A 25,175-nucleotide genomic window follows, 5' to 3' on the forward strand; every position below is an offset into this window, starting at 1 on the left:
CTTCCCCCTGACGGGATGTGTTGCTGAACAGTCTAGGAGTATTGACGGAAACCGCGCCATGTCAACGACGGCGCTGCGGCGTCCGCTAGAATGCGAGGTTGACCCCCAAACTCAAGCCATCCAAACCATGAGCAATCAGCCAGTGGATCAAAGCCGCCGGACGTGGGTGACCATCGCCTGTGTCGCAGGTGGAGCAGGCGGCGTGGCCGCCGCCGTGCCCTTTGCCCTCACTTTCCAGCCGTCAGAACGTGCTCTTGCGGCGGGTTCATCGGTTGAAGTCGACATCAGTGGCCTCAAGCCTGGCGAGATGGCGACGGTGGAATGGCGGGGCAAACCAGTCTGGATCGTCCGCCGCACGCCTGAGCAGGTTGCGGCCCTGGACAAGTTGGCCTCCGAACTGGCCGATCCCAATTCCGAACGCAAGCCCGGCGAACTCACCCCCGAGTACGCCCGCAACGTGCACCGTTCCATCAAGAACGACGTGTTTGTCGCGGTGGGCATCTGCACGCACCTCGGTTGCTCACCCACTTCCAAGTTCCAGGCGGGGCCGCAAGCGTCCTTGCCTGACAACTGGCCTGGCGGCTTCTTGTGCCCTTGCCACGGTTCGACCTTCGATCTGGCCGGCCGCGTCTACAAGAACAAGCCTGCGCCTGACAACCTTGAAGTGCCGCAACACATGTACCTGTCAGACACCAAGATTCTCATTGGTGAAGACAAAAAAGCCTGACAGGAGAGGTCGACATGGCTGAATTCAAAGAAGCTCCTGCTGGTGCCAGCGCTGGCACCAAGCTGATGAACTGGGTCGACAATCGTTTCCCAGCCACCAAGCTGTGGAACGAGCACGCGGCCGAGTACTACGCCCCCAAGAATTTCAATTTCTGGTATTTCTTCGGCTCCCTGGCTTTGCTGGTGCTGGTGATCCAGATCGTGACAGGGATTTTCCTGGTCATGAACTACAAGCCAGATGCTGCGACGGCCTTTGCCTCCGTCGAGTACATCATGCGCGACGTGCCTTGGGGCTGGTTGGTGCGCTACATGCACTCAACTGGTGCCTCGGCCTTTTTCGTGGTGGTTTACCTGCACATGTACCGGGGCTTGATTTACGGTTCCTACCGCACACCACGCGAACTGGTCTGGGTGTTCGGTTGCCTGATCTTCCTGTGTCTGATGGCCGAAGCCTTCATGGGTTATCTGCTGCCTTGGGGCCAGATGTCCTACTGGGGCGCCCAGGTGATCATCAATTTGTTCGCCGCCATTCCCTTCATCGGGCCTGACCTGGCCATCCTGATCCGGGGTGACTACGTGGTTGGTGATGCCACACTCAACCGCTTCTTCAGCCTGCACGTCATCGCCGTGCCCCTGGTGCTGTTGGGCCTGGTGGTGGCGCATTTGATCGCGCTGCATGAAGTGGGCTCCAACAACCCAGACGGTGTTGAAATCAAGGCCAAGAAGGATTCCAAGGGTCGTCCGCTGGACGGCATTCCCTTCCATCCTTACTACACCGTGCACGACATCATGGGGGTCGCCGGCTTCCTGATTGTCTTCACGGCGGTGATCTTCTTCGCGCCTGAAGCCGGTGGTTATTTCCTGGAATACAACAACTTCATACCGGCCGACCAGTTCCAGACGCCATCGCACATCGCGCCGGTCTGGTATTTCACGCCGTTTTATTCCATGTTGCGCGCCACCACCGATGACCTCGTCAACGTGTTGTGCGTCATCACGGGCCTGGCGGCGGTGTTGAACTTCGTCAAGGGCAAGGGCAGCATCCAGGCCAAGGTCGTGGCTTTGGTCGCTGCCGTCATCGGCATCTTCCTGCTCAAGACCTTCGACGCCAAGTTCTGGGGCGTGGTGGTCATGGGTGGCGCGGTGGTGATCCTGGTGTTCCTGCCCTGGCTGGACCACAGCCCGGTCAAGTCCATCCGTTACCGCCCTGGCTTCGTCAAATACCTGTACGCCGTGTTCGTGCTGTTCTTCGTGGTGCTGGGCTACCTGGGTATCCAGCCGCCGTCGGCCATTGGCACGCTCGTGGCCCAGATCGGCACCATCTTCTACTTCGGCTTCTTCCTGCTGATGCCGTGGTGGAGCCAGCTGGGCACCTTCAAGAAGGTGCCTGACCGCGTGACTTTCGAGTCCCACTGAGCGCCTGCAGGAGAGACATGACATGAAGAAAATTTTTGCCTCCTTGCTGGCCGTGTTCGCCCTGGTCAGCGGCGCGCGTGCCAACACCGAGTTGGTGCTGGACCGGTTTCCCTACGAACGGGTGACCGACCTGGCCGCCTTGCAAAACGGCGCTAAGCTGTTCGTCAATTACTGCCTGAACTGCCACGCGGCTGCGTTCATGCGCTACAACCGCTTGCGCGACATTGGCCTGACTGAAAAGCAGATCAAGGAGAACTTGCTGTTCGCCACCGACAAGGTGGGCGAGACCATGAAGGTCTCCATGGACGCCAAGGACGCGAAGGCCTGGTTTGGCGCCACACCGCCTGACCTGACCCTGGTGGCACGCTCGCGTGCCAGCCACGCGGGCTCCGGCGCCGACTACCTCTACACCTACCTGCGCAGCTTCTACCGCGACGATGCCCGCCCCACCGGCTGGAACAACATTGTGTTCCCCAACGTGGGCATGCCTCATGTCTTGTGGGAATTGCAGGGCCAGCGTGCAGCGAAGTTCGTGGAAGAGCAAGATCCGCACGATCCCGCCAAGAAAATCCACAAGTTTGAAGGCTTCGAGCAGTTGACCGATGGCAAGCTCAAGCCTCCGGAATTCGACAGCCAGATGGCCGACCTGGTGGCTTACTTGCAATGGATGGGCGAGCCCATCCAGGGTCAGCGCGTTCGCATTGGTGTGGGCGTGTTGATTTTCCTGAGCATCTTCTTCGTCATTGCCTGGCGCTTGAACGCGGCTTTCTGGAAAGACGTGAAGTAAAGCTTTCAAAGCCTTGGGCGCAGTGGTTGTCCTGATCGGAGACCACTGCGCTTGCTCATTTTTTCGGTGCTTGCACCCCAATAGTTTTTTGTCACTGAGGAGTCCTCCGCCATGATGGTGCTTTACTCCGGAACGACCTGCCCCTACTCGCACCGCTGCCGCTTTGTGCTGTTCGAGAAGGGCATGGATTTCGAGATCCGGGATGTTGATATTTTCGCCAAACCGGAAGACATCGCGCTGATGAACCCGTACAACGAGGTGCCCATCCTCGTTGAGCGCGACCTGATCCTGTACGAATCGCACATCATCAATGAGTACATTGATGAGCGCTTCCCGCACCCTCAGCTGATGCCGGGCGATCCGGTGGCGCGCGCGCGCGTTCGCCTGTTCCTGCTCAACTTCGAGAAGGAGCTGTTTGCCCACGTCAACGTGCTGGAAGGCCGTGGCATCAAGGGCAACGACAAGCAGCTGGAAAAGGCCCGTTCGCAGATCCGCGATCGCCTGACCCAACTGGCGCCCATCTTCCTGAAGAACAAGTACATGCTCGGCGACGATTTCTCGATGCTGGACGTGGCCATTGCGCCGCTGCTGTGGCGCCTGGATTACTACGGCATCGAGTTGTCCAAGAACGCCTTGCCCTTGTTAAAGTACGCCGAACGCATCTTCTCGCGCCCGGCTTACATTGAGGCGCTCACCCCGTCCGAGAAAGTCATGCGCAAGTGATCAGCACTTGCCACCGGATCCTATGACCACGACGCCGATCGATTCCGACAGCCAGGGCACGTCTACCAGGCCTTACCTCATCCGGGCCTTGCACGACTGGTGCACCGACAATGGCTTCACGCCTTACCTGGCCGTGTATGTGGATCGTTCGGTTCAGGTGCCACAGGAGTACGTCAAGAACAACGAAATCGTCCTCAATGTCAGTTTTGAGGCGACCACCCAGCTCCAGTTGGGCAATGAGTTCGTGGAGTTCAAGGCGCGTTTTGGTGGCATTGCCCGTGAGATCTCGGTGCCGGTGGACCACGTGATTGCCATCTATGCCCGCGAGAATGGGCAAGGCATGGCCTTCCCCGTGCCAACGGAAACGGGTGGCATGGATGATGACCTGTCCATGGACGAGCCCACCAGTGACGCACCCGCCGATGGCGCAGACCGTTCGGGCTCTCCCTTGCGCCTGGCCAGAACCCCGCGTGCCGCACCGGCGAAAGAGAAAGAGCGCGCCAGCACCAAGTCATCTGCCAAGGCCGAAGACAAAAGCCCCGCCAAGGCTTTGTCGCCAGTCAGCATCGTCAGCTCGGATGGTGATGAACCGCCTCCCGAGTCGCCGCCACCTTCGGGGGCAGGTCGACCCGCTTTGCGTCGCGTGAAGTGAAATCGAAGTCCGAGGCACAGTACAATACTGCGCTTAAGAGTTCTTCGCCGCTTTAGCTCAGTTGGTAGAGCAACCGCCTTGTAAGCGGTAGGTCGTCAGTTCGAATCCGACAAGCGGCACCAAACAGACAAAGGCCCCAGTGTTATCCACACTGGGGCCTTTCTCATTGGGAGCGCATGTTCATCAGCGCATCCAACCCATCCGGCGCCGCACGGCGGGCAAGCCCAGCATGCCCAATCCGCCCAGCAGCATCAGGGTCGTGCTGGGTTCCGGCACGGCTTGAACCGCCACGAAGTTGTCCAGCGCGGTTTCTTCGCAGCAGTTGATGCCGCCGATCTCGGGGCCTTCGCGCCAAACGATCTTCGTGATGGGCGTGTCACTGATGATGCCTTGGAACAAGGGGTCGTTTTCGGTGGCGTTCAAGGGCAGCACTGGGATGCCCTGGTAGGTGGTATCGCCATCGGCAAAGTAGAAGTCCAGGAAACCAGGGCCCGGCGTGGCAGGGTCAAAGGCGTCGATGTCAAAGCCAAACGATTTGTATAAGCCGCCGACATTGATGTGGTACTCGGCCTCTGGCAAGTCGCGGGTGGTGGCGAACAATTCCTTGTCACCGGAGCCCTGGAAAACCTTGAGGTTGGCCAGGTTGGTCGATACCGACACGCCAGGCAGGATGTCCACGCCCGACATATTCGCGCCATCGGCAAAGGATTCAAAGTCTTGCGTGACCACGGGTGCTGCGCCAATGGCCGAGAGGAAGGCTGTGCGGTCACCGAAAAGGGTGACGTTGGCCGCGTTGGCCCCGCTGGTGGCGGCGATGGTGAGCAGCGAAGCGGCGGCCAGACGTTGGAGGCGGGTGGTGTGGTGTTTCATGATGGTTTACCGGGCGGTTGATTGAGCGTCGGAGGCGTTGGTGGCCTTGGCGGCAGCAGCACCGAAGGTGCTGGGAATGGTGGGGGTGGAGACCGTACAGTCGCGCGACATGTCGATGGCCAGCGCGGAGTCATCAACCCAGAAGTCTGGGACGGCGGCGCCACCAAAGTTGGTCACCTTCCATTGCACCTTCACGTTCACGGCCATGGGGGCGGTTGAGGTGTTGCGGATGCAGCGATGGCGGCTGAAGCTTTGCGCGGCCCAGGATGCGGTGGTTTCAGCGCCAGCGTTGGTGCTCTTGAGCGCGTAGGTGTCTGGGCCAAAGGTGCTGGCTTGGGGGCTGCCTTCGACACCCCCAATCAGGATCTGTGCTTCACACCAGTCCTGCGCCGTGCTGCCGGTGTTGCTGCAGCGGGCTTCTGCATCAAATCGGGCACTGACGAGCACAGAGGTTTGAGGCGGCACGAAGATGGTGGTGCCCGCCGAGGGCAGGTCCTGGAATACGGTGGTGCTGGTGGTCTGCGGGTTGGTGTTGGTGACCACGCGCTTGAAGAAGCTGCCGCCGCTGGTGAAGGTTTCGACGCCGTCGACGGCCATGGCGCTGCTGATGGCTGCCAGGCCGAAAAGGACGCCTGCGGCGAGACGATGGTGGACATGTTTCATGGTTTGCTCCTTGAATGGGTTGACCGATGTGGCTGAGTGACACCGACCGGGTTCTTGGTCGGATGGCCGCAATGTCTGTTCATTCGAGGTGGCGCCATACCCCTAACTTCATCGCGTTCCCTAGGGCTAGGGGGCTGCTCCTGACAAACTAGGGGCCAAGAAAAAGCCCGCACGAGGCGGGCTTGGGGCTTCAAAGGGGCGGCTGGTTCACTGTGGTGCCAGCAGCTTGTTGAAGGTGTCCAGATCTTCGGGCTTGAGCGTGCCACTGGCTTGGCGAAGCCGCATGCTAGCCACGAGCACGTCGTACCGGGCCTTGTAGAGGTCCTTCTGGGTGTTCGCCAGCAGGTTCTGCGCGTCCAGCACATCCTTGTTGATGCGCACGCCTACGCGGTAACCCAACTGGGTGGCTTCCAGGGCCAGCTTGGCAGAGGCCTCTGCCGCTTCATAAGCCTTGACCTGGGCCATGCCGGATTGAACGACCAGGAAGGCCTGGCGGGTGCCCAACGTGATGCTGCGCTTGGCGTTGTCGAGGTCGTGCTCGGCTTTCTCTTCGCCGACCAAAGTTTCCTTGATGCGGTTCTGCACGGCAAAGCCAGCGAACAAGGGAACGTTCAACTCAAGGCCAACCGCTGCGGTGGTGCCAGCGCTGCCCGCAACCTGGGCTGCGGCAGCACCAGGTGCATTGCTGTCGATGTCCGTGTTGGCGATGGTGGCCGTGGCATCCAACGTGGGCATGTGGCCGGCCCGGGCTTTGGCGGTGTCCAGCTTGGCCAGTGCCAGCGCCACTTCGGCCTTGCGGACCGTGGGTGACTGGGCGGTTTGTGAGGTCCATTCATCCACCGACGAGGGCATCAGCACGGGCAGGTTCACGGGTGTCATCAAGGGGCGGGGCTTGACATCGATCTGACCTACCAGTTGGTCCAGGGCCAGCCCTTTGACGCGCAGGTCGTTGGTGGCCGCGATCTCCTGGGCGCCGGCCAGGTCATAGCGTGCCTGGGCTTCGCGGGTGTCGGTGATGGTGGCGTTGCCGACTTCAAAGTTGCGCTTGGCTGCGGCCAGTTGCTCGGACAGCGCCTTCTTGTTGGTCTGCGAGGTGTTGAGGATGTCTTGCGCGGCGAGCACATCGAAGTAGGCCTGCGTAAGCCGCACGACCAGGTCGTCCTCGGCCGATTTCAGGCTGGCTTGCGCGGCAACCAGCGCTTGTTGGCCCTTGCCCACATCGGCGTCGTTGGCGCGGTTGAACAGTGGCTGCTTGGCCGACAGGCCCAAGGTTTTTTTGGTGCCGTAGCCAGTGGCCGCCTCGCCAGCCGCGCCCGGTGCGCTGGAGTCGAGGTAGGTGCGGTCGATGGTGCCTCTCAAACCCACCGTGGGCAGGCGCAAGGCGTCGGCTTGGGCCGCCTTGTACTGGGCAGAGTCGGCTTCGGACTTGGCCGACAGGTAGGCGGCGTCATAGCTTTTGGCCGCTTGAAAGAGTTCCACCAATGACTGGGCTCGCGCCTGCTGGGTTTGAGCGGTGGCCCAACTGGACATGCTCATCAGCACAATGGCCGCTGCGCAAACCACGGGGCGCAGAGCGGGGCGTTTCGAGTTCGGGGACATCTTTTGAATCCTGTCAGAAGTGGAATCGGCTAGGAATGACAAAGCCAGCCAGGCGAGGTGCGGTGGTGTCGAACAGGTCTTCGCTGCTGAACTGGCCGTTGCCCAAGCGCGTGAACAAACGGGCCCGCATGATGGGCTCTTCGCCCACGATGGCCAGCAGGCGGCCACCTTCCTTGAGCTGGTCCAGCAAGGCCTGCGGCACCGTGGCCACCGAGCCTGTCAACAAGATGGCGTCAAAGGGCGCTTGCGCAGCGAAGCCCCCGGTGCCATCGGACTGCACGATCTCTGCGTTGTTCACGCCAGCATGGCGCAGGTTGCTGCGGGCCACCTGGACCAGGTCAGCCTGGGCTTCCAGGCCGATGACGCGCTGGGCTTTGTGGGCCAGCAAGGCGGTGACGTAGCCGGTGCCGGCCCCGATGTGCAGCACGGTGTCGCGCTTGCTCAGGTTCAGGTCTTGCACCAGGCGCGCTTCAAGCTTGGGCGCGAGCATGGCCCGGCCACCGGACAAAGGCACTTCCAGGTCCATGAAGGCCAAGGACTTATGGGCTTCGGGCACGAAGTCTTCGCGTCGCACCACGGACAACAGGGACAGGATGGAGCTGTCCAGCACATCCCAGGGGCGGATCTGCTGTTCGATCATGTTGAAGCGGGCTTGTTCGACGTTCATGAGGACATCCTAGGTGCAGTCGGGGGAGATAAATATTGGGAAAAAGCAGGGATTTTAAGAACTGCAGTGCCCGGACAACGGAAAACGGTGCGCATTTTTGGTCATTTCACCAAACCACGGAGCAAGAGCTCGATTTGCGTGGCAATGAATTGTGGTGGATCCAAAGGGACAGGGTTGACGGAGCAAGCTGCTGAGCAGTGCCGGTAAAGCACCAGGAAATGCACGGGCGCGATCAAGGCGTGAACCACGGCGCTCACGTCCATGTCGCGGAACTCGCCACGGTCCATGCCGCGTTGCACGGCTCTGGTCAGCATGGCGTGCGCGGGGGCCACCACTTCGTCCATGTAGAACTGGATCAGGTCGGGGAAGTTGTTGGCCTCGGTGATGATGACGAGCATGATCCCGGACGCTTTAGAGTCTCCCACGCGCGACCACCAGGTGTGGGCCAGCAGGTGGAGCAGTTCGGAAGTGGGGCCTTCAAACTGCTCGACGATGCCGCTGCCCTCAGCGATGACTTCGACCAGGTGGGTGCGCACGACGGCCTTGAACAGCTCTTCCTTGCTGGGGTAATACAGGTACAAAGTGCCCTTGGACACCCCGGCCAGGCGGGCCACTTCTTCAGTGCGCGTGGCGGCAAAGCCTTTTTCGACAAACAGCGTCAGGGCGGCTTCCAGCAGCTCTTGCGGCCGGGCCGCCTTGCGGCGCTGGCGACCTGGGCCGACCGATTGGATCAGCGAGGTCACAGGGCAGGATTTTTTGATGGCAGACAAGGGCTGGAGTGGGTAACTGACCGACTGGTCAGTAATGTAGCGTTAATAATCATTTGCATGGAACGCGCTCAACCCCAACCCCGCAGTGCTTACGCGCACTTTGACACCATCTCGACCCGCTGGATGGACAACGACATCTACGGGCATGTCAACAACGTCACTTACTACAGCTATTTCGATTCGGCGGTAAACCGCTATCTGATCGAAGCCGGCGTGCTGGACATCCACGACGGTGGTGTGATCGGCCTGGTGGTGGAGACCCATTGCAATTATTTTGCGCCCTTGGCCTTCCCACGCAACGTCGAGGCCGGCATCCGAGTGACCAAGATTGGCAGCAGCAGCGTGCGGTACGAAATCGGCTTGTTCGACGAAGGCCAGCCCTTCTCGGCGGCCAGCGGGCATTTCGTGCACGTGTACGTGGACCGCGCCACACGCCGTCCCACCAGCTTGCCAGCGGCGTTCGCGCAGGCGGTTCAGAAGCTGCAAGTGGCAGAAAGTTGATCAGCAAATCAAGCGAAAACACCCAGTTGGTAAGCAGGCAAAATTTGACTATGATCATTGTCTGAATTTCCTGACCTCACATTTCTGGAGCCGCCAATGAGCCTGATGGGCCAAATGATGCACATGCCCTTGACGATCTCGTCGCTGTTGACGCACGCCTCGCGTCACAACGGGGATGTCGAGATCGTCTCCAAGCGTGTCGAAGGCGACATGCACCGCACCACCTGGACTGAGGTGGATGTGCGCGCGCGCAAGCTGGCCCAAGCCTTGGCCCGCCTGGGTCTGCAGGCCGGCGACCGCGTCGGTACCCTGGCCTGGAATGGCTATCGCCACGTCGAGATCTATTACGGGGTCTCGGGCTCCGAGCTGGTCTGCCACACCATCAACCCACGCCTGTTCCCGCAGCAGGTGGCCTGGATCATCAACGACGCCGAGGACAAGGTCCTGTTCGTTGACCTGAACATCTTCCCGCTGGTCGACAAGCTGGCCGCCATGCTGCCCACCGTCAAGCACGTGGTGGTGATGACCTCGCGCGAGCACATGCCCAAGGAATCGTCGATTCCCAACCTGCTGTGCTACGAAGAGTTGCTGGCCGCGGAGGATGGCAACTACCAGTGGCCTGACTTCGACGAGAACACGGCGGCCAGCCTGTGCTACACCTCGGGCACGACTGGCAACCCCAAGGGCGCGCTGTACTCGCACCGCTCCACCGTGCTGCACGCTTACGCCGCGGCCCTGCCCGATGCCATGAACGTGGCCTCCAAGGACACCGTGCTGCCCGTGGTGCCCATGTTCCACGTCAACGCCTGGGGCCTGCCTTACACGGCAGCCCTGATCGGCTGCAAGCTGGTGCTGCCGGGCCACCACCTCGATGGCGCCTCGCTGTTCAACCTGTTCGAGACCGAAAAGGTCACCTTCAGCGCCGGTGTGCCCACCATCTGGCTGGGCCTGATCAACCACGCCAAGACCAACAACCTGAAGTTCAGCACCTTCAAGAGCACCGTGATCGGCGGCGCAGCCTGCCCACCCACCATGATCAAGACGCTGCAGGATGACTTCGGTGTCGAGGTGATCCACGCCTGGGGCATGACCGAGATGTCGCCGCTGGGCACGCTCAGCCGCCTCAAGGCCAAGCACGCCGACCTGCCCAAGGATGCCAAGCAGCGCATCCTCGAAAAGCAGGGCAAGGGCATTTATGGCGTGGACATGCGCATCGTCGATGCCGAAGGCAAGACCCTGCCCTGGGACGGCAAGACGCCCGGCGACCTGGAAGTGCGCGGCCACTGGATCATCAACAGCTATTTCAAGGTCGACAAGTCGCCCTTGCACGGTGGCTGGTTCCCCACGGGCGACGTGGCCACCATCGATGCCGACGGCTACATGCAGATCACCGACCGCTCGAAGGACGTGATCAAGTCGGGCGGCGAATGGATCAGTTCCATCGACCTGGAGAACGTGGCCATGGGCCACCCGGCCATCCACGAGGCGGCAGCCATTGCGGCCTGCCACCCCAAATGGGATGAGCGCCCCTTGCTGGTCGTGGTGAAAAAGCCTGGCGCTGAAGTGACGCGCGAAGAGATCTTGGCCTTCTACGACGGCAAGATCCCCAAGTGGCAGACGCCCGACGACGTGGTCTTCACCGATGAGATCCCCCACACCGCCACGGGCAAGATCTACAAGTTGAAGTTGCGCGAGCAGTTCAAGGATCACCAACTGCCCACGGTGTGATCCTTTTCAGATCATCCACGAGCGCCCTGAGGGGCGCTTTTTTCTTGGCCGAGGCAGGGTGGACACGGTCCGAAAATGCAGGAGATACCGGGTCATCCCTGAATGACCCCCCGGGTTAGGGGGGGTAATCTCTGTATCTGGTCGATACCCCACCGAGGAAACAGCAATGAACTTTCAACGCCGAGCATTGAGTATTTTCGTGGCAGCCTCTCTGAGCGCCAGCGCTGCCATGGCGCAAAAAGGTGAGACGGTCAAAGTCGCATGGATTGACCCCTTGTCGGGTTTGATGGCCAGCGTGGGCCAGAACCAGCTCAAGACCTACCAGTTCATCGCCGAGAAGCTCAACGCGAACAACCCGGCTGGTGTGAAGTTCGAGATCGTCAGCATCGACAACAAGCTCAGCCCCGCTGAAACGCTTAATGCCTTGAAGTCGGCCGTTGACCAAGGGGTGCGCTATGTGGTGCAAGGCCTGGGTTCGGGCGCCGGCCTGGCCTTGATGGATGCTGTCAACAAGCACAACGAGCGCAATCCAGGCAAGGAAGTGGTCTACCTGAATTACGCGGCGGTGGATCCTGACATGACCAACAGCAAGTGCAGCTACTGGCACTTCCGCTTCGATGCCGACACCTCCATGAAGATGGAAGCGCTGACCACCTTCATGAAGGACCAGACCGACATCAAGAAGGTCTACCTGATCAACCAGAACTACGCGCACGGCCAGCAGGTGTCCAAGTTTGCCAAGGCCAACCTGGCCCGCAAGCGCCCGGACATCCAGATCGTGGGGGATGACCTGCACCCCCTGGCACAGGTGCGCGATTTCTCGCCTTATGTGGCCAAGATCAAGGCCTCTGGCGCTGACACGGTGATCACCGGCAACTGGGGTTCCGACCTGGCGCTGCTGGTCAAGGCCGCCAACGATGCGGGCCTGAACGCCAAGTTCTACACCTACTACGCCAACTTCGGCGGCACGCCCACGGCGCTTGGTCCAGCAGTTGAAGGTCGCGTCTACCAGGTCGGTTATGGCCACTACAACATGGGCGGCGAGTACGGCAAGATGCTGGCCGAGTTCAAGAAGCGTTTCAACGACGACTTCTACTCGGCAGGCAGCTACTCGGCCATGGTGCTCCTGGCCGAAGGCATTGCCAAGGCCAAGTCCACCGACCCGGTCAAGGTGGCCGCCGCGATGGAAGGCATGAAGTTCACCAGCTTCAACGGCCCGGTTGAAATGCGCAAGGCCGACCACCAGCTCCAGCAGCCTTTGTTCATCGCCAGATGGCAGAAGGTGGACGCCAAGAACGCCTACGACGTCGAGAAGACGGGGCTGACCTTCGCCCCGGTCAAGTCCTACGACGCCTATGTGGCCAGCACGCCCACGTCTTGCCAGATGAAGCGTCCTTCGTGATGCCGGGTAGCGCCTGACCGGGCGCTGCCGCACCTTGCAGTAGCAGTACGGCGGAACGCTTGGCGTGGCGATCCGATCAACGCCAATGAGCGCCTCCCTGTCCGCGGTCACCGCGGCAGGGGCCCCTCGTCAGCCTAACGGCTGACCGATTTCAGCGCCCACGGTCGCTCTGTCATGGAAACTTTCGTTGTCTTTTTCTTGAGTGGTCTCAGCTACGGCCTGCTGCTCTTCATGCTCAGCTCCGGGCTGACGCTTATTTTCAGCATGATGGGCGTTTTGAATTTCGCCCACGCCAGCTTCTACATGCTGGGTGCTTACTTCGCCTACGAGATCACGGGATACGTCGGCTTCTTCCCTGCGCTGATCCTGTCGCCCATCCTGGTGGGCTTGCTGGGCGCGGCCTTCGAGCGCTACTGCCTGCGCAAGGTGCACGCTTATGGGCATGTGCCCGAACTGCTGATCACCTTTGGCCTGTCTTACGTGATCGTTGAAGTGGTGCGCCTGTACTTCGGCCCCTCCAACGTTGACTACCGGGTGCCGGAACTGCTGAGTGGCCCGCTTTTTACCGTGGCCAATGTGCAGGGACAGGGTCTGGCCTGGCTGTGGGGCGCAGGTGATGCGGCGATCTGCGCGCCAGGGTCCGGCAACTCCTGCACTCAGTTCCCGCTGTACCGGGGCTTCATGGCCATCGTGGCCCTGTTCATGCTGGGCTCGCTGTGGCTGTTGCTGACCCGCACCCGCGTTGGCCTCATCATCCAGGCAGCACTCACGCACCCGGACATGGCGCAAGCGCTGGGCCACAACGTGCCCCGCGTGATGATGGGCGTGTTTGGCAGTGGCTGCGCGCTGGCCGGCCTGGCTGGCGTGATCGGCGGCAATGCTTTCGTGACCGAACCCAACATGGCGGCTTCGCTGGGCGCCATCATCTTCGTGGTGGTGGTGGTCGGCGGCATGGGCTCGCTGGCGGGCGCCTTCCTGGCGTCCATCCTGATCGGCTTGATGCAGACCTTCGCGGTGGTGGTGGATGTGTCCATTGCGTCGGTGATGCAGAACATGGGCAACCCCGTGAGCTTTGACCACTGGGCCTATCCTCTCCTCAAGATTTCGGTGTCGCAGATGGCGCCGATCCTCCCGTACCTCCTGCTGGTGCTCATCCTGATCTTCAGGCCCAAGGGCCTGCTGGGCACGCGCGAGGAGTAAGCCGCCATGTCATCCCACACCGTTTACCGCTTCAAACCTTACAACCTCGGCCGCTGGATCGTGTGGACCCTGTTCGCGCTGGTCTTGCTGGTGGCCCCCTTGCTGTGGACCAGCAGCCTGTCGATGACGATGTTGTCGCAGATGGGCATCGGCATCATCGTCTGCCTCTCGTACAACATGCTGTTGGGGCAGGGCGGGATGCTCAGCTTCGGGCACGCGGTGTACTCGGGGCTGGGGGCTTTCGGGGCCATCCATGCGCTGAACTTTGCCTCGGCGGGCAGCCTGCCCATCCCGGTCAGCCTGATCCCCATGGTGGGCGGCGTGTCGGGCCTGCTGGTGGCGGCGCTGTTCGGCGCGGTCACCACCAAGAAGTCGGGCACCACCTTCGCCATGATCACGCTGGGCATCGGCGCACTGGTGTTCTCGATGTCTTTAATGCTGCCCGAGTTCTTCGGCGGCGAGGGGGGCATCTCGAGCAACCGGGTCATTGGCGACGCGGTGATGGGCATCACCTTCGGCCCGCAGATCCAGGTGTACTACCTGATCGCGGTCTATTGCTTCGTGTCGACCGTGTTGATGTTCGCCTTCACGCAGACGCCGCTGGGCCGCATGCTCAATGCCGTGCGTGACAACCCCGAGCGTGTCGAGTTCATCGGCTACGACACCCAGCGCGTGCGCTACATCTCATTCATGGTGGCGGGTTTCTTCGCAGGTATCGCGGGGGGCTTGGCGGCGCTGAACAACGAGATCGTGACGGCTGAAGTGATGAGCGCCGAGCGCTCGGGCGCCTACCTGCTGTTCACCTTCATCGGTGGTGCGCTGTTCTTCTTCGGGCCCATCATCGGCGCTGTGCTGATGGTGTTGGCCGAGGTGTTGCTGCACGAGATGACCAAGGCCTGGCTGCTTTACCTGGGCGTGGGCTTCCTGGCCATGGTGATGTACGCGCCGGGTGGCTTTGCCTCGCTGTTGATGATGAACGTGCGTGTGGCAGCCTTCGGCATGATGCGGCGCCTGTGGTGGGCTTACCTGGCTTTGTTCAGCACGGCCTTCACGGCGCTGGTGGGCATCTCGGTGATGATCGAGATGGTTTACCACCGCAAGCTCAACGAGGCGCTGGGGCCCGCCATGACCTACTGGAAAGTCGAGATCAACACCGACAGCCCGACGGCCTGGATGGGCGCGGGCCTGCTCACTTTGGTTGGCGCGGGTCTGTTTGAAGTGGCTCGTCGCCAGTTTGCCGCCCGCTGGAGCGCGGTGCAAGACGACATCGAGGCTGAAACACGCCGCCGTGAAGCGCTCTGAACCCACGAACCTGAAGCAGCCCCAGCGATGAGTACTCCCCAAACCTTCTCAGGCGCGTCGTCGAGCGGCTTTGCCCTCGAGCTGCGCGATGTGCGCAAATCCTTTGGCAAGACCGAAATCATCCGCGGCGCGCAGCTGCAGGTGAAGCAAGGCGAGCGCGTGGCCTTGATTGGCCCCAACGGCGCTGGCAAGTCAACCCTGTTCAACCTGATCAGCGGACGCATGGCACCTTCCAGCGGCGAGATCCTGCTCAATGGCGAGCGCATCGATGGCCGCACGCCTTACGACGTCAACCGCCGTGGTCTGGCCCGCAGTTTCCAGGTGTCCAACCTGTTCCCGCGCCTCAGTGTGTTCGAGAACATCCGATGCGCTGTGTTGTGGTCCATGGGCGAGGGCTATGCCTTCTGGCGCTTTTTGTCCAAGCTGGACGCGGCGAATGCGCGTGCCGAAGAGGTGCTGGGCATGATCCGCCTGCAGCGAAAACGCCATGTCATGGTGTCGTCCCTGACCTATGCCGAACAGCGCGCGTTGGAGATCGGCGTGACGATCGCGGGCGGCGGCAGGGTCATCTTGCTGGACGAACCCACGGCGGGCATGAGCAAGTCCGAGACCGCCAATTTCGTGAACCTGATCCGCGAGGTGACGGTGGGCAAGACGCTGCTGACGGTGGAGCACGACATGGGCGTGGTGTTCGGCTTGGCTGACCGCATCGCGGTGCTGGTGTATGGCGAGGTGATCGCCTTTGACACGCCCGAAAAAGTCCGCGGCAACGAGCGGGTGCGCGAGGCCTACCTGGGCTCGGCCCTGGCCGACCAGCAAACCCTTGAGGCCGGAGTCTGACCATGCTGTCCATTCAGAAGCTGCACGCGTTCTACGGCAAAAGCCACATCCTCCATGGCGTTGACCTGGAGGTGAACTCTGGTGAAATCGTGGCCCTGCTGGGCCGCAATGGTTCGGGCCGCTCAACCACCATCAAGGCCGTGATGGGCTTGGTGCAGGGCGAGGGCAAGGTGTCCTGGAATGGCACCGACATCCTCGGCCACAAGACCTACGACATCGCCCGGCGCGGGCTGGGTTATGTGCCCGAAAGCCGCGATGTGTTCCCGAAATTGACGGTGGAGCAGAACCTGCTGCTGGGCCAGCAGCCTGGCCGCGGTGGCAAGAAAAACGGGCGCTGGTCGCTGGACGACATGTACCAGATGTTCCCGCGCCTGAAAGAGCGCCAGCACACCGAGGCCGGCGTCTTGTCGGGCGGTGAGCAGCAGATGCTGACACTGTGCCGCACCTTGATGGGCGATCCTGATCTGATCATGATCGACGAGCCGACCGAAGGCCTGGCGCCCAAGATCGTGGAGCTGGTCGGTGAGTATTTGAAGGAGCTCAAGCGGCGCGGCTTGGCCGTGTTGCTGGTGGAGCAGAAGCTCACGATTGCACTGGACATTTCTCAGCGCTGTTACGTGATGGGCCATGGCGAGGTGGTTTTTCAGGGCACGCCTGAAGAGCTGAAGGCCGACAGCAATGTTCGCCGCGAGTGGTTGGAAGTGTGAGGGTTTAAGTGTTTACCCTGATCTTCTGGGGATCGTTGCAGTGTTGCTGCAAGGGTTAATGCAGCTATTCTTACAATGGTTCTTTTCAGATTCCCCACACGAGTGAGATTGGCATGAGCACCTCCTACCAAGTCGCCGACGGCATCGCCGTCATCACGCTGGAAAACCCACCCGTCAATGGCCTGGGCCAGAGCACGCGCGCCGGCATCGTCGATGGCATCAACAAGGCTCAGGCCGATGCCTCCGTGCAAGCGGTGGTCATCACTGGTTCGGGCAAAGTCTTTTGCGGTGGTGCCGACATCCGTGAGTTCGGATCGCCCGCGGCTTCAGCCGCGCCTGATCTCCACGTCACCATTGCCGCGGTCGAGCAATCGACCAAGCCCGTCGTGGCCGCCATCCATGGCGTGGTCATGGGTGGTGGGCTGGAGTTGGCGCTGGGTTGCCACTACCGTGTGGCGGCTTCCGGCACGCAGGTGGCCTTGCCCGAGGTGAACATCGGCCTGGTGCCAGGCGCCGGCGGCACGCAGCGACTGCCGCGCGTGCTGGGTGTGGAAGCTGCGCTTGAAATGATCACCACTGGTGTGTCGGTGCTCAGCGAGAAGCTCATCCTGGCCCCAGGCCAGAAACTGTTCAGCCAGCTGGTCGATGGCGACCTGCTGGCCGGTGCCAAGATCTTCGCCAAGCAGATCGCCGCCGCGCGTCCGCTGCCTTCGGTGCGTGACCACAAGGTGTCCGCCCCTGCAGATCCCGAACTGTTCACCAAGACGCGTGCCGCCCTGGCCAAGACGCGCCGCAATCTGGAAGCGCCGCAACGTTGCGTGGATTGCGTTGAGGCTTCAGTCAGCCTGACCGATCTGGATGCTGGCATCAAGTTCGAGCGCGACGTTTTTGAAAGGCTGTTGAACAGCGACCAAGCCCGCGCTCTGCGCCACGCCTTCTTCGGCGAGCGCGCCGCCAGCAAGATCCCCGACGTGCCTGCCGACACCCCTTTGCGTGACATCAAGCAGGTGGCCGTGATCGGCGCTGGCACGATGGGTGGTGGCATCGCCATGTGCTTCCTGAACGCGGGTGTGCCCGTCGTCATGCTGGAGATGAAGCAGGAGGCCATTGACCGCGGCCTGGGCATCATCCGCAAGAACTATGAAGCGCAGGTGTCCAAGGGCAAGCTGGCACAAGCCAAGTATGAGCAGCGCATGGCCCTGCTCAGCACCACCCTGAGCTACGACGACATCGCCCAGGCCGACATGGTGATCGAAGCCGTGTTCGAAGATTTGGGCGTGAAATCGCAAGTCTTTGCCAAGCTGGACGAGGTGATGAAGCCGGGCGCGATCCTGGCCTCCAACACTTCCACGCTGGACGTGGACAAGATCGCTGAAGTGACCAAGCGCCCGAGCGACGTTGTGGGCCTGCATTTCTTCAGCCCGGCCAATGTGATGCGTCTGCTGGAAGTGGTGCGCAGCAAGCACACCGCCAAGGACGTGATGGCCACCGTGATGGCCGTGGCCAAGAAGATCAAGAAGGTGGCCGTGGTGTCGGGCGTGTGCGATGGCTTCATCGGCAACCGCATGTTCGAGCAATACACCCGCCAGGCCGGCTTCCTGATCGAAGAGGGCGCCACGCCCGAGCAGGTCGACAAGGCCGCCGAGAAGTTCGGCATGGCCATGGGCCCCTTCCGCGTGGGCGACCTGGCCGGCAACGACATCGGCTGGGCCATCCGCAAGCGCCGCTACGTGGAGAAGCCCAACATGCGCTACAGCAAGGTGGCCGACCTGATTTGCGAAGTGGGCCGCTTTGGCCAGAAGGCCGGCAAGGGCTGGTACGACTACGAAGTCGGCAAGCGTGAGCCTGTGCCTTCGACCGAAGTGCTGGCCATCCTCGACAAGTTCCGCCAGGACAACGGCATCACCCCTCGCGAGATCAGTGATGAAGAGATCGTCAGCCGCCTGGTGCTGTCCTTGACCAACGAAGGCGCCAAGATCCTGGAAGAGGGCATCGCCAACCGCGCCTCCGACCTGGACATGGTCTACCTGACCGGTTATGGCTTCCCCATTTACCGTGGTGGCCCGATGCTGTACGCCGACATGATCGGTCTGCCCGCAGTGATTGAAAAGATGAAGGCCTTCCAGCAGAACCCGCATGACGACGCGGCCTTCTGGGAGCCCGCACCGCTGCTGGCCAAGCTGGCGGCCGAGGGCAAGAACTTCACCGGCCAGGCTTGATCCACAAGCCTGGCGACCAAGACGGTTGACTGAATCAAAAGGGGTCTGCAGCACTGTTGAAGCTGTGGCCCTTTTTTTTCGGCCGTCTGTTGATTTTTTAATCCGAGGTCAGCATGTCTTCATTCATTGAAACCACGCAGAACGGGCAGGTTCTGGAGATCCGCATCAACCGCCCGGAGAAGCACAACGCGCTGTCGCCCGAGATGTACAGCGACATTGCCAAAGCCTATGGCGAACTGAGCCGCAACCCGGACCTGCGCGTGGCGCTGCTGCATGCCGAGGGCAAGCACTTCACCTCAGGCGTCGAGCTGGACAAGTTCGCGCCCATCTTCGGCAACGGCAAAGGCTTCGAGATTGGCGAAGGCGAGATCGACCCCTTCGGGCTGCAAGGCCCGCGCCACAGCAAACCGGTGGTGATGGCGGTGCAGGGCAACTGCTTCACCTGGGGCGTCGAGATCATGCTCAACACCGAGGTGCGCGTGGCGGCCGAGGACACGCGCTTTGCGATGCTGGAAGTCAAGCGCGGCATCTTCCCGTGTGGTGGCGCGACCTTGCGCCTGCCGCAGCAGATGGGATGGGCTAATGCGCAGCGCTATCTGCTGACGGGCGATTATTGGTACGCGCCCGAGTCGCACCGCTTGGGCCTGGTGCAGGAAGTGGTGCCAGCGGGCCAGCAGCTGGCCAAGGCCCGCGAGATTGCCGAGCAGATCGCCAAGGCCGCGCCGCTGGGTGTGCAGAACGTGCTCAAGTCCACGCGCCTGGCCTGGAAAGAAGGCGAGGCGGAAGCCGCCAAGCATTTGTTCAAAGACCTGCTGCCGGTGATGCAAAGCGAAGACGCTGCCGAAGGCATCCGGTCCTTCATCGAACGCCGCGATGCGGTGTTCCAAGGCCGCTGATCTAAGCCAGACCACGCATTCAAGAGACTCACATGACCCACCGCGCCACCATCGACTTCCTGCTGCATGACTGGCTTCACGCCGAAGACCTGACCCAGCGCGAGCGCCACACCGATCACAACCGCGAGACCTTCGGCGCGGTGCTGGACCTGAGCGAGAAGCTCGCCAATGAGCAGTTCGCCCCACACAACCGCCTGACCGATGTGCAGGAGCCCGAGTTCGACGGCATCAAGGTGCACCTGCCCAAGGAAACGCCGATCGCCCTGCAGGCCTTCAACGACGCGGGCCTGATGGGCGCGAGCAAGGATGTCGAGATCGGCGGCATGCAGTTGCCCACCGTGGTTGAGATCGCCTCAATGAGTTTTTTCTACAAGGCCAGCGTCTCGCTCGCGGCCTACCCCATGCTCACGCGCGGCAATGCCAACACCATCCTGGCGCACGGCACGCCTTTGCAGATCGACGTGTTCGCCAAGGGAGGCTTCGAAGGCCGCACCTTCGGCACCATGTGTTTGAGCGAGCCGCAAGCCGGCTCCAGCCTGTCGGACATCCTGACCAAGGCCGTGCCCGATGTGAAGGGCGATGGCAGCGGCATCGACTGGGCGCAGGATGCGCTGGGTCCGCGTTATCGACTCACGGGCAACAAAATGTGGATCTCGGGCGGCGAGCACGAGATGGGCGAGAACATCGTGCACCTGGTGCTGGCCAAGATCCCGGGTGAAGATGGCAAGACCATTCCGGGCGTGAAGGGCATCTCGCTGTTCATCGTGCCGCGCAAGCTGGTCAAGCAAGATGGCACCATCACCGATCAGCGCAATGACGTGGCGCTGGCAGGCCTGAACCACAAGCTGGGCTACCGCGGCACGGTCAACACCTTGCTGAATTTTGGCGAGGGAAAGTTCCCCGTGAACGGCCAGTCGGGCGCGGTGGGTTATCTGATCGGCAAGCAGGGCGAAGGCCTCAAGTGCATGTTCACCTTGATGAACGAGGCGCGCATCAGCGTGGGCCTGGGCGCGACCATGCTGGGCTACGCAGGCTACGAGGCCTCGCTGGAATATGCCCTGCAACGTCCGCAAGGCCGGCGCATGGGCGCGGGCGGCAAGGACCACACTGCGCCGCAGATTTCGATCATCGAACACACCGATGTGAAGCGCATGCTGTTGCAGCAGAAGGCCATCGCCGAAGGTGGCCTGGCCCTGGGTCTGTTCTGCGCACGATTGGTCGATGAGGAATACACCGGCACGCCCGCAGAAGCTGAGCACGCTGGCCTGCTGTTGGAACTGCTGACGCCCATCGCCAAGAGCTGGCCCAGCGAATGGGCGCAAGAGGCCAACAGCCTGGCCATCCAGATCCTGGGCGGTTATGGCTACACGCGCGATTTCCCGGTCGAACAGTATTGGCGAGACAACCGCCTGAACATGATCCACGAAGGCACCCACGGCATCCAGGGCCTGGACCTGCTGGGCCGCAAGGTGGTGATGAATGGCGGCAAGGCCTTGAGCGTGCTGGCCGAGCGCATCAGCCAGACCATCCAGAAGGCGGGCCAGATCGATGGCTTGGCGGAGCACAGCAATGCGCTGGCGCAGGCGCTGCAAAAGGTAGGCGCCACCACCAAGGCCGCGTGGTCCACCGGCGTGCCGGAAGAAGCCCTGGCCAACGCAACGCCCTACCTGCAAGGCTTCGGCCACACGGTGCTGGCGTGGATCTGGCTGGAGCTGGCCATCGCCGCCAAGGCCGCTTTGGCCACTCAAAGCCCGCTGGGCGAAGGCTTCCTGCGTGGCAAGCTGGCCGCCTGTGACTACTTCTTCAGTTTCGAGCTGCCCAAGATCGACGCCTGGTTGGGCGTGGTCGCGCGCCGTGACATGACCTGTGCGCAAGCCCAGCCCGACTGGTTCTGACAAGCATCCACCTCATTCAAGGATGACCAAGATGATTCGACACATTGTGATCTTCACGCTCAAGCGCCCCGAAGACGCCCCCAAGGTCAAGGCCTTGCTCGACAGCTGCAAAGGCCTGGTGCCTGGCATGCATGAGTTCGACGTGGGCATCAAGACCGAAGGGCTGGAGGCCAACGCCGACGTGGTGTTGATCTCGACCTTTGAAGACGCCGCGGCCTTGGCCGCCTACCAGCCCCATCCGCACCACCAGGGCGTTGTCGCCCAGATCCGCGAGATGGCGGCCACGCGCCACGTGCTCGACTATTTCTGCTGAGCGCTTCATCACAGGAAGGAATCTCCATGACCACCCCTCGCAAAGTTCAGCAACTCTTTGACCTGACTGGCCGCACCGCGCTCATCACCGGCGGCTCGCGTGGCCTGGGCCTGCAGATGGCGCACGCCTTGGGCGAAGCCGGCGCCAAGGTGCTGGTCAGCTCGCGCAAGGCGGCTGACCTTGAAGAAGCCGTCGCGGCCTTGAAGGCCGCGGGCATCGAGGCCAGCTTCATCGCGGCCGATGCCGGCAAGCCCGAGGACATCAACCGCCTGGCCGATGAAGCCCTGGCCCAGCTCGGCCATGTTGACATCCTGATCAACAACGCCGGAGCCTCCTGGGGCGCCCCCGCGCAAGAGCATCCGCTGGAAGCGTGGGACAAGGTCATGAACCTGAACGTGCGGGGCTACTTTCTGCTGTCGCAGGCCATCGGCAAACGCAGCATGATCCCGCGCAAGAGCGGCCGCATCATCAATGTGGCGTCCATCGCGGGCCTGGGCGGCAACCCGCCTTTCATGCAGACCATCGCGTACAACACCAGCAAGGGTGCGGTGGTGAACTTCACGCGCGCGCTGGCTTGCGAGTGGGGCCACCTGGGCATCAACGTCAATGCCATCGCGCCGGGCTTTTTCCCCAGCAAGATGACGGCTGGCCTGCTGAGCATGGCGGGCGAGGAAAACATCGCCAAGGGCGCACCGCTGATGCGCATTGGTGACGACGAGGATCTGAAAGGTGCCACGCTGCTGTTTGCCAGCGACGCGGGCAAGCACATCACCGGGCAGACCTTGCCCGTCGATGGCGGTGTCAGCGCCCTGATTGGCGGCTGACCGCTCCCTGCGCTTTCAAACGTGGCCATGAGCATCCCCTTCGCGGCGCACATCCCCTTTGTCGAGCACCTGGGTTGCAAGATGCAGCGCTACGACAGTGGGCAGTCAGAACTGACGCTGGTGTTGAAAGATGACGTGCACACCAATTCGTTTGGCGTGGCCCACGGTGGGGTGCTGATGACCTTGCTGGACGTGGCCATGGCCCACGCCGCGCGCAGCTTGAACCTGCACCTGCCCAATGGTGGCCCAGGCCTGGTCACGCTGGAGATGAAGACCAGCTTCATGCGGCCTGGCTTGGGCACCTTGCGGGCCCAAGGCTCGGTATTGCACGCCACGGCCAAGATGTCGTTTTGCGAAGGCCGCGTTCTCAACGAGGCCGGTGAGTTGTGCGCCCATGCCACGGCCACTTTCAAATTCTTGCGTGCCTTGCCCGTGTCGGGTCGGCAGGTGCGCCCAGCCTGAACCCGAGGAGACACAACCATCATGAGCACCCTCAACCGTCAGATTCTGTTGGCCTCTCGTCCACAAGGCGAAGCCACCGCCGACAACTTCAAACTGGTCGAAACCCCGGTGCCTTCGCAGGCCGAGCTGAGCGACGGCCAGTTGGTTGTCAAGCACCACTATCTTTCGCTCGACCCGTACATGCGTGGCCGCATGAATGAGAGCAAGAGCTACGCCGAACCCCAACCCTTGAACACGGTGATGATTGGCGGGACGGTGGGCGAAGTGATTGCCAGCAAGCACCCCAAGTTCGCCGTGGGCGACCAGGTGCTGGGCATGGGCGGCTGGCAAGAGTACGCGGTGGTCGATGCCAATGTGCGCGGCGCCATCCACAAGGTGGACACCACCCACATCCCGCTGTCGGCCTACCTGGGCTCGGTGGGCATGCCGGGCGTCACTGGCTGGTATGGCCTGGTGAAGATCATCAACCCCAAGGCGGGCGAGACCGTGGCGGTCAGTGCGGCCAGCGGCGCGGTGGGCAGTGTCGTGGGGCAATTGGCCAAGGCGCGCGGTTGCCGTGTGGTGGGCTTTGCCGGCGGGGCCGACAAGTGCCGATACGTGGTCGATGAGCTGGGCTTCGATGCCTGCATCGACTACAAGGCGCACCCCGATTCGCGCAGCCTGTACAAGGCCTTGAAAGAGGCCACGCCCGATGGCATCGATGGCTACTTCGAGAACGTGGGTGGCGCCATCCTGGATGCCGTGATGGCCCGCATGAACGCCTTTGGCCGCATCGCCATGTGCGGGATGATCGCCGGCTACGACGGCCAGCCCATGCCCCTGGCCAACCCTGCGATGATCCTGGTGTCGCGGCTGAAAGTCGAAGGCTTCATCGTGAGTGAGCACCCCGAGGTGTGGCCCGATGCCATGAAGGAGTTGGGCGCCATGGTGGCCACCGGCAAGATGAAGTTCCGCGAGTCTGTCGCGCAGGGCATTGCCAGCGCCCCCGAGGCCTTCCTGGGCTTGCTCAAGGGCAAGAACTTTGGCAAGCAGCTGGTCAAGCTGGTTTGAACACTGTGAGTGAAGGACACAACACCATGTCGATCATGAATCTGAAAGCCGGGCAAACCGCGGTCATCACCGGCGCCGGCAGTGGCTTTGGCCTGGAGCTGGCCCGGCTCGGCGCCAGCAAAGGGCTGAACCTGGTCATCGCCGATGTGCAGCAAGATGCGTTGGACGCTGCCAAGGCCGAGTTGACGGGCCTGGGTGCCAAGGTGGTTGCCCTGCGTGGAGACGTCTCGCGCGCGGCCGACGTTGAAGCCCTGGGCACGATCTGCCTGGAGAACTTCGGCGTGCCCCATCTGGTCATCAACAACGCCGGTGTGGCCCACGGCGGCCTGATCTGGGAGCACACGACCAGCGACTGGGAGTGGGTGCTGGGGGTGAACCTCTGGGGTGTGATCCATGGCGTGCGCGTGTTCACGCCCTTGATGCTGGAGGCGGCCCGCAAGGACCGGGCCTGGCAGGGGCACATCGTGAACGTGGCCTCGATGGCGGGTTTGCTGAACTCGCCCAACATGGGCGCCTACAACGTCAGCAAGCACGCGGTGGTCAGCCTGACCGAGACTTTGTACCAGGACCTGGCCTTGGTCACCGACCAGGTGCACGCTTCGGTGCTGTGCCCGTACTTCGTGCCCACCGGCATCCACCAGTCACACCGCAACCGCCCGGCCGAGTTGCGCAGCGGCGGCAAGCCCACGCCCAGCCAGATGATCGCGCAGGCCATGAGCACCAAGGCGGTCACGTCGGGCCGCGTGTCGGCCACCGATGTGGCGCAGCTGGTGTTCAACGCGGTGGAGCAGAACCAGTTCTATGTCTACAGCCACCCGCAGGCGCTGGGCATGGTGCAGACGCGTCTGGAAGACGTGGTGCAGGCGCGCAACCCGACCGATCCCTTCGCGGGCAAACCGGAGTTGGGCGAAAGCCTGCGCAAGGCACTGCGCGAAGCGATGGGCGGCTGATGCCGGTCAGCAG

25 protein-coding genes and 1 tRNA gene are annotated in these 25,175 nt (G+C 62.0%); 21 read left to right on the forward strand and 5 right to left on the reverse strand.

The window, feature by feature from the left end:
* Positions 1–127 precede the first annotated feature (127 nt).
* The 6 genes from petA to LQ232_RS04485 all read left to right on the forward strand — a co-directional run bounded on the left by petA (position 128) and on the right by LQ232_RS04485 (position 4,426).
* Entirely contained in the window at positions 128–727 is a 600-nt protein-coding gene (petA, locus tag LQ232_RS04460; RefSeq protein WP_230179163.1) for a ubiquinol-cytochrome c reductase iron-sulfur subunit, read from the forward strand.
* Between the two features lie 14 nt (positions 728–741).
* Positions 742–2,142: a cytochrome bc complex cytochrome b subunit gene (locus LQ232_RS04465; protein ID WP_230179164.1), complete on the forward strand. Its 1,401-nt coding sequence runs from the start codon at positions 742–744 to the stop codon at positions 2,140–2,142.
* Between the two features lie 22 nt (positions 2,143–2,164).
* Positions 2,165–2,929: a cytochrome c1 gene (locus LQ232_RS04470; RefSeq protein WP_230179165.1), complete on the forward strand. Its 765-nt coding sequence runs from the start codon at positions 2,165–2,167 to the stop codon at positions 2,927–2,929.
* A 111-nt stretch (positions 2,930–3,040) separates the two neighbouring features.
* Positions 3,041–3,652 (forward strand): glutathione S-transferase N-terminal domain-containing protein, encoded by a 612-nt coding sequence (locus LQ232_RS04475; protein ID WP_230179166.1) that lies wholly within the window; start codon positions 3,041–3,043, stop codon positions 3,650–3,652.
* A 22-nt stretch (positions 3,653–3,674) separates the two neighbouring features.
* Positions 3,675–4,304: a ClpXP protease specificity-enhancing factor gene (locus tag LQ232_RS04480; protein WP_230179167.1), complete on the forward strand. Its 630-nt coding sequence runs from the start codon at positions 3,675–3,677 to the stop codon at positions 4,302–4,304.
* Positions 4,305–4,350: 46 nt separating this feature from the next.
* A tRNA-Thr gene (locus tag LQ232_RS04485) sits at positions 4,351–4,426 on the forward strand.
* Positions 4,427–4,487: 61 nt separating this feature from the next.
* Here the strand turns inward: LQ232_RS04485 and LQ232_RS04490 are convergent.
* The 5 genes from LQ232_RS04490 to LQ232_RS04510 all read right to left on the reverse strand — a co-directional run bounded on the left by LQ232_RS04490 (position 4,488) and on the right by LQ232_RS04510 (position 8,846).
* Entirely contained in the window at positions 4,488–5,174 is a 687-nt protein-coding gene (locus LQ232_RS04490) for a PEP-CTERM sorting domain-containing protein (protein ID WP_230179168.1), read from the reverse strand.
* Positions 5,175–5,180: 6 nt separating this feature from the next.
* Positions 5,181–5,837 carry a hypothetical protein gene (locus LQ232_RS04495; protein ID WP_230179169.1) on the reverse strand — a complete coding sequence of 219 codons (657 nt, stop codon included), beginning with the start codon at positions 5,835–5,837 and terminating at the stop codon, positions 5,181–5,183.
* Positions 5,838–6,044: 207 nt separating this feature from the next.
* Positions 6,045–7,436 (reverse strand): TolC family outer membrane protein, encoded by a 1,392-nt coding sequence (locus tag LQ232_RS04500; RefSeq protein WP_230179170.1) that lies wholly within the window; start codon positions 7,434–7,436, stop codon positions 6,045–6,047.
* Between the two features lie 13 nt (positions 7,437–7,449).
* Complete coding sequence (locus LQ232_RS04505; RefSeq protein ID WP_230179171.1) at positions 7,450–8,103, reverse strand: protein-L-isoaspartate O-methyltransferase; 654 nt, start codon at positions 8,101–8,103, stop codon at positions 7,450–7,452.
* A gap of 101 nt (positions 8,104–8,204) precedes the next feature.
* Positions 8,205–8,846: a TetR/AcrR family transcriptional regulator gene (locus tag LQ232_RS04510; protein WP_230179172.1), complete on the reverse strand. Its 642-nt coding sequence runs from the start codon at positions 8,844–8,846 to the stop codon at positions 8,205–8,207.
* Positions 8,847–8,930: 84 nt separating this feature from the next.
* Between LQ232_RS04510 and LQ232_RS04515 the strand changes: the two genes are divergently transcribed.
* From LQ232_RS04515 to LQ232_RS04585, 15 genes are all read left to right on the forward strand, one after another.
* Positions 8,931–9,374, forward strand: coding sequence for a thioesterase family protein (locus LQ232_RS04515; protein ID WP_230179173.1), 444 nt, complete (start codon positions 8,931–8,933; stop codon positions 9,372–9,374).
* 96 nt (positions 9,375–9,470) lie between these two features.
* Positions 9,471–11,102 carry a 3-(methylthio)propionyl-CoA ligase gene (locus LQ232_RS04520; RefSeq protein ID WP_230179174.1) on the forward strand — a complete coding sequence of 544 codons (1,632 nt, stop codon included), beginning with the start codon at positions 9,471–9,473 and terminating at the stop codon, positions 11,100–11,102.
* Positions 11,103–11,268: 166 nt separating this feature from the next.
* Positions 11,269–12,504: a branched-chain amino acid ABC transporter substrate-binding protein gene (locus LQ232_RS04525; RefSeq protein ID WP_230179175.1), complete on the forward strand. Its 1,236-nt coding sequence runs from the start codon at positions 11,269–11,271 to the stop codon at positions 12,502–12,504.
* Positions 12,505–12,678: 174 nt separating this feature from the next.
* A complete protein-coding gene (locus tag LQ232_RS04530; protein WP_230179176.1) occupies positions 12,679–13,704 on the forward strand; it encodes a branched-chain amino acid ABC transporter permease in 1,026 nt (341 codons plus the stop codon).
* A gap of 6 nt (positions 13,705–13,710) precedes the next feature.
* Positions 13,711–15,006: a branched-chain amino acid ABC transporter permease gene (locus LQ232_RS04535; RefSeq protein WP_230179177.1), complete on the forward strand. Its 1,296-nt coding sequence runs from the start codon at positions 13,711–13,713 to the stop codon at positions 15,004–15,006.
* A 27-nt stretch (positions 15,007–15,033) separates the two neighbouring features.
* On the forward strand, positions 15,034–15,846 hold the full coding sequence (locus LQ232_RS04540) for an ABC transporter ATP-binding protein (protein WP_230179178.1): 813 nt from the start codon (positions 15,034–15,036) through the stop codon (positions 15,844–15,846).
* Between the two features lie 2 nt (positions 15,847–15,848).
* Positions 15,849–16,553, forward strand: coding sequence for an ABC transporter ATP-binding protein (locus LQ232_RS04545; RefSeq protein ID WP_230179179.1), 705 nt, complete (start codon positions 15,849–15,851; stop codon positions 16,551–16,553).
* Positions 16,554–16,666: 113 nt separating this feature from the next.
* Positions 16,667–18,772, forward strand: coding sequence for a 3-hydroxyacyl-CoA dehydrogenase NAD-binding domain-containing protein (locus LQ232_RS04550; RefSeq protein ID WP_230179180.1), 2,106 nt, complete (start codon positions 16,667–16,669; stop codon positions 18,770–18,772).
* A gap of 113 nt (positions 18,773–18,885) precedes the next feature.
* Entirely contained in the window at positions 18,886–19,668 is a 783-nt protein-coding gene (locus LQ232_RS04555; protein ID WP_230179181.1) for a crotonase/enoyl-CoA hydratase family protein, read from the forward strand.
* A 32-nt stretch (positions 19,669–19,700) separates the two neighbouring features.
* Positions 19,701–21,563, forward strand: a complete 1,863-nt coding sequence (locus tag LQ232_RS04560; RefSeq protein WP_230179182.1) for an acyl-CoA dehydrogenase — start codon at positions 19,701–19,703, stop codon at positions 21,561–21,563.
* Between the two features lie 31 nt (positions 21,564–21,594).
* Complete coding sequence (locus LQ232_RS04565) at positions 21,595–21,876, forward strand: Dabb family protein (protein ID WP_230179183.1); 282 nt, start codon at positions 21,595–21,597, stop codon at positions 21,874–21,876.
* Between the two features lie 26 nt (positions 21,877–21,902).
* Positions 21,903–22,700 (forward strand): SDR family oxidoreductase, encoded by a 798-nt coding sequence (locus LQ232_RS04570; RefSeq protein WP_230179184.1) that lies wholly within the window; start codon positions 21,903–21,905, stop codon positions 22,698–22,700.
* Positions 22,701–22,727: 27 nt separating this feature from the next.
* Positions 22,728–23,162 carry a PaaI family thioesterase gene (locus LQ232_RS04575; RefSeq protein WP_230179185.1) on the forward strand — a complete coding sequence of 145 codons (435 nt, stop codon included), beginning with the start codon at positions 22,728–22,730 and terminating at the stop codon, positions 23,160–23,162.
* A gap of 21 nt (positions 23,163–23,183) precedes the next feature.
* On the forward strand, positions 23,184–24,212 hold the full coding sequence (locus LQ232_RS04580) for an NADP-dependent oxidoreductase (RefSeq protein ID WP_230179186.1): 1,029 nt from the start codon (positions 23,184–23,186) through the stop codon (positions 24,210–24,212).
* A gap of 26 nt (positions 24,213–24,238) precedes the next feature.
* Positions 24,239–25,162 (forward strand): SDR family oxidoreductase, encoded by a 924-nt coding sequence (locus tag LQ232_RS04585; RefSeq protein ID WP_371820099.1) that lies wholly within the window; start codon positions 24,239–24,241, stop codon positions 25,160–25,162.
* Positions 25,163–25,175 lie beyond the last annotated feature (13 nt).

This window comes from Aquabacterium sp. CECT 9606 (assembly GCF_918741295.1).
Taxonomy (GTDB): Bacteria; Pseudomonadota; Gammaproteobacteria; order Burkholderiales; family Burkholderiaceae_C; genus Aquabacterium.

Excerpts from the sequence above, each read along its gene's own strand:
- petA (WP_230179163.1), top strand. The coding sequence starts at position 128 with ATGAGCAATCAGCCAGTGGATCAAAGCCGCCGGACGTGGGTGACCATC.
- LQ232_RS04465 (WP_230179164.1), top strand. The coding sequence starts at position 742 with ATGGCTGAATTCAAAGAAGCTCCTGCTGGTGCCAGCGCTGGCACCAAG.
- LQ232_RS04470 (WP_230179165.1), top strand. The coding sequence starts at position 2,165 with ATGAAGAAAATTTTTGCCTCCTTGCTGGCCGTGTTCGCCCTGGTCAGC.
- LQ232_RS04475 (WP_230179166.1), top strand. The coding sequence starts at position 3,041 with ATGATGGTGCTTTACTCCGGAACGACCTGCCCCTACTCGCACCGCTGC.
- LQ232_RS04480 (WP_230179167.1), top strand. The coding sequence starts at position 3,675 with ATGACCACGACGCCGATCGATTCCGACAGCCAGGGCACGTCTACCAGG.
- LQ232_RS04490 (WP_230179168.1), bottom strand. The coding sequence starts at position 5,174 with ATGAAACACCACACCACCCGCCTCCAACGTCTGGCCGCCGCTTCGCTG.
- LQ232_RS04495 (WP_230179169.1), bottom strand. The coding sequence starts at position 5,837 with ATGAAACATGTCCACCATCGTCTCGCCGCAGGCGTCCTTTTCGGCCTG.
- LQ232_RS04500 (WP_230179170.1), bottom strand. The coding sequence starts at position 7,436 with ATGTCCCCGAACTCGAAACGCCCCGCTCTGCGCCCCGTGGTTTGCGCA.
- LQ232_RS04505 (WP_230179171.1), bottom strand. The coding sequence starts at position 8,103 with ATGAACGTCGAACAAGCCCGCTTCAACATGATCGAACAGCAGATCCGC.
- LQ232_RS04515 (WP_230179173.1), top strand. The coding sequence starts at position 8,931 with ATGGAACGCGCTCAACCCCAACCCCGCAGTGCTTACGCGCACTTTGAC.
- LQ232_RS04520 (WP_230179174.1), top strand. The coding sequence starts at position 9,471 with ATGAGCCTGATGGGCCAAATGATGCACATGCCCTTGACGATCTCGTCG.
- LQ232_RS04525 (WP_230179175.1), top strand. The coding sequence starts at position 11,269 with ATGAACTTTCAACGCCGAGCATTGAGTATTTTCGTGGCAGCCTCTCTG.
- LQ232_RS04530 (WP_230179176.1), top strand. The coding sequence starts at position 12,679 with ATGGAAACTTTCGTTGTCTTTTTCTTGAGTGGTCTCAGCTACGGCCTG.
- LQ232_RS04535 (WP_230179177.1), top strand. The coding sequence starts at position 13,711 with ATGTCATCCCACACCGTTTACCGCTTCAAACCTTACAACCTCGGCCGC.
- LQ232_RS04540 (WP_230179178.1), top strand. The coding sequence starts at position 15,034 with ATGAGTACTCCCCAAACCTTCTCAGGCGCGTCGTCGAGCGGCTTTGCC.
- LQ232_RS04545 (WP_230179179.1), top strand. The coding sequence starts at position 15,849 with ATGCTGTCCATTCAGAAGCTGCACGCGTTCTACGGCAAAAGCCACATC.
- LQ232_RS04550 (WP_230179180.1), top strand. The coding sequence starts at position 16,667 with ATGAGCACCTCCTACCAAGTCGCCGACGGCATCGCCGTCATCACGCTG.
- LQ232_RS04555 (WP_230179181.1), top strand. The coding sequence starts at position 18,886 with ATGTCTTCATTCATTGAAACCACGCAGAACGGGCAGGTTCTGGAGATC.
- LQ232_RS04560 (WP_230179182.1), top strand. The coding sequence starts at position 19,701 with ATGACCCACCGCGCCACCATCGACTTCCTGCTGCATGACTGGCTTCAC.
- LQ232_RS04565 (WP_230179183.1), top strand. The coding sequence starts at position 21,595 with ATGATTCGACACATTGTGATCTTCACGCTCAAGCGCCCCGAAGACGCC.
- LQ232_RS04570 (WP_230179184.1), top strand. The coding sequence starts at position 21,903 with ATGACCACCCCTCGCAAAGTTCAGCAACTCTTTGACCTGACTGGCCGC.
- LQ232_RS04575 (WP_230179185.1), top strand. The coding sequence starts at position 22,728 with ATGAGCATCCCCTTCGCGGCGCACATCCCCTTTGTCGAGCACCTGGGT.
- LQ232_RS04580 (WP_230179186.1), top strand. The coding sequence starts at position 23,184 with ATGAGCACCCTCAACCGTCAGATTCTGTTGGCCTCTCGTCCACAAGGC.
- LQ232_RS04585 (WP_371820099.1), top strand. The coding sequence starts at position 24,239 with ATGTCGATCATGAATCTGAAAGCCGGGCAAACCGCGGTCATCACCGGC.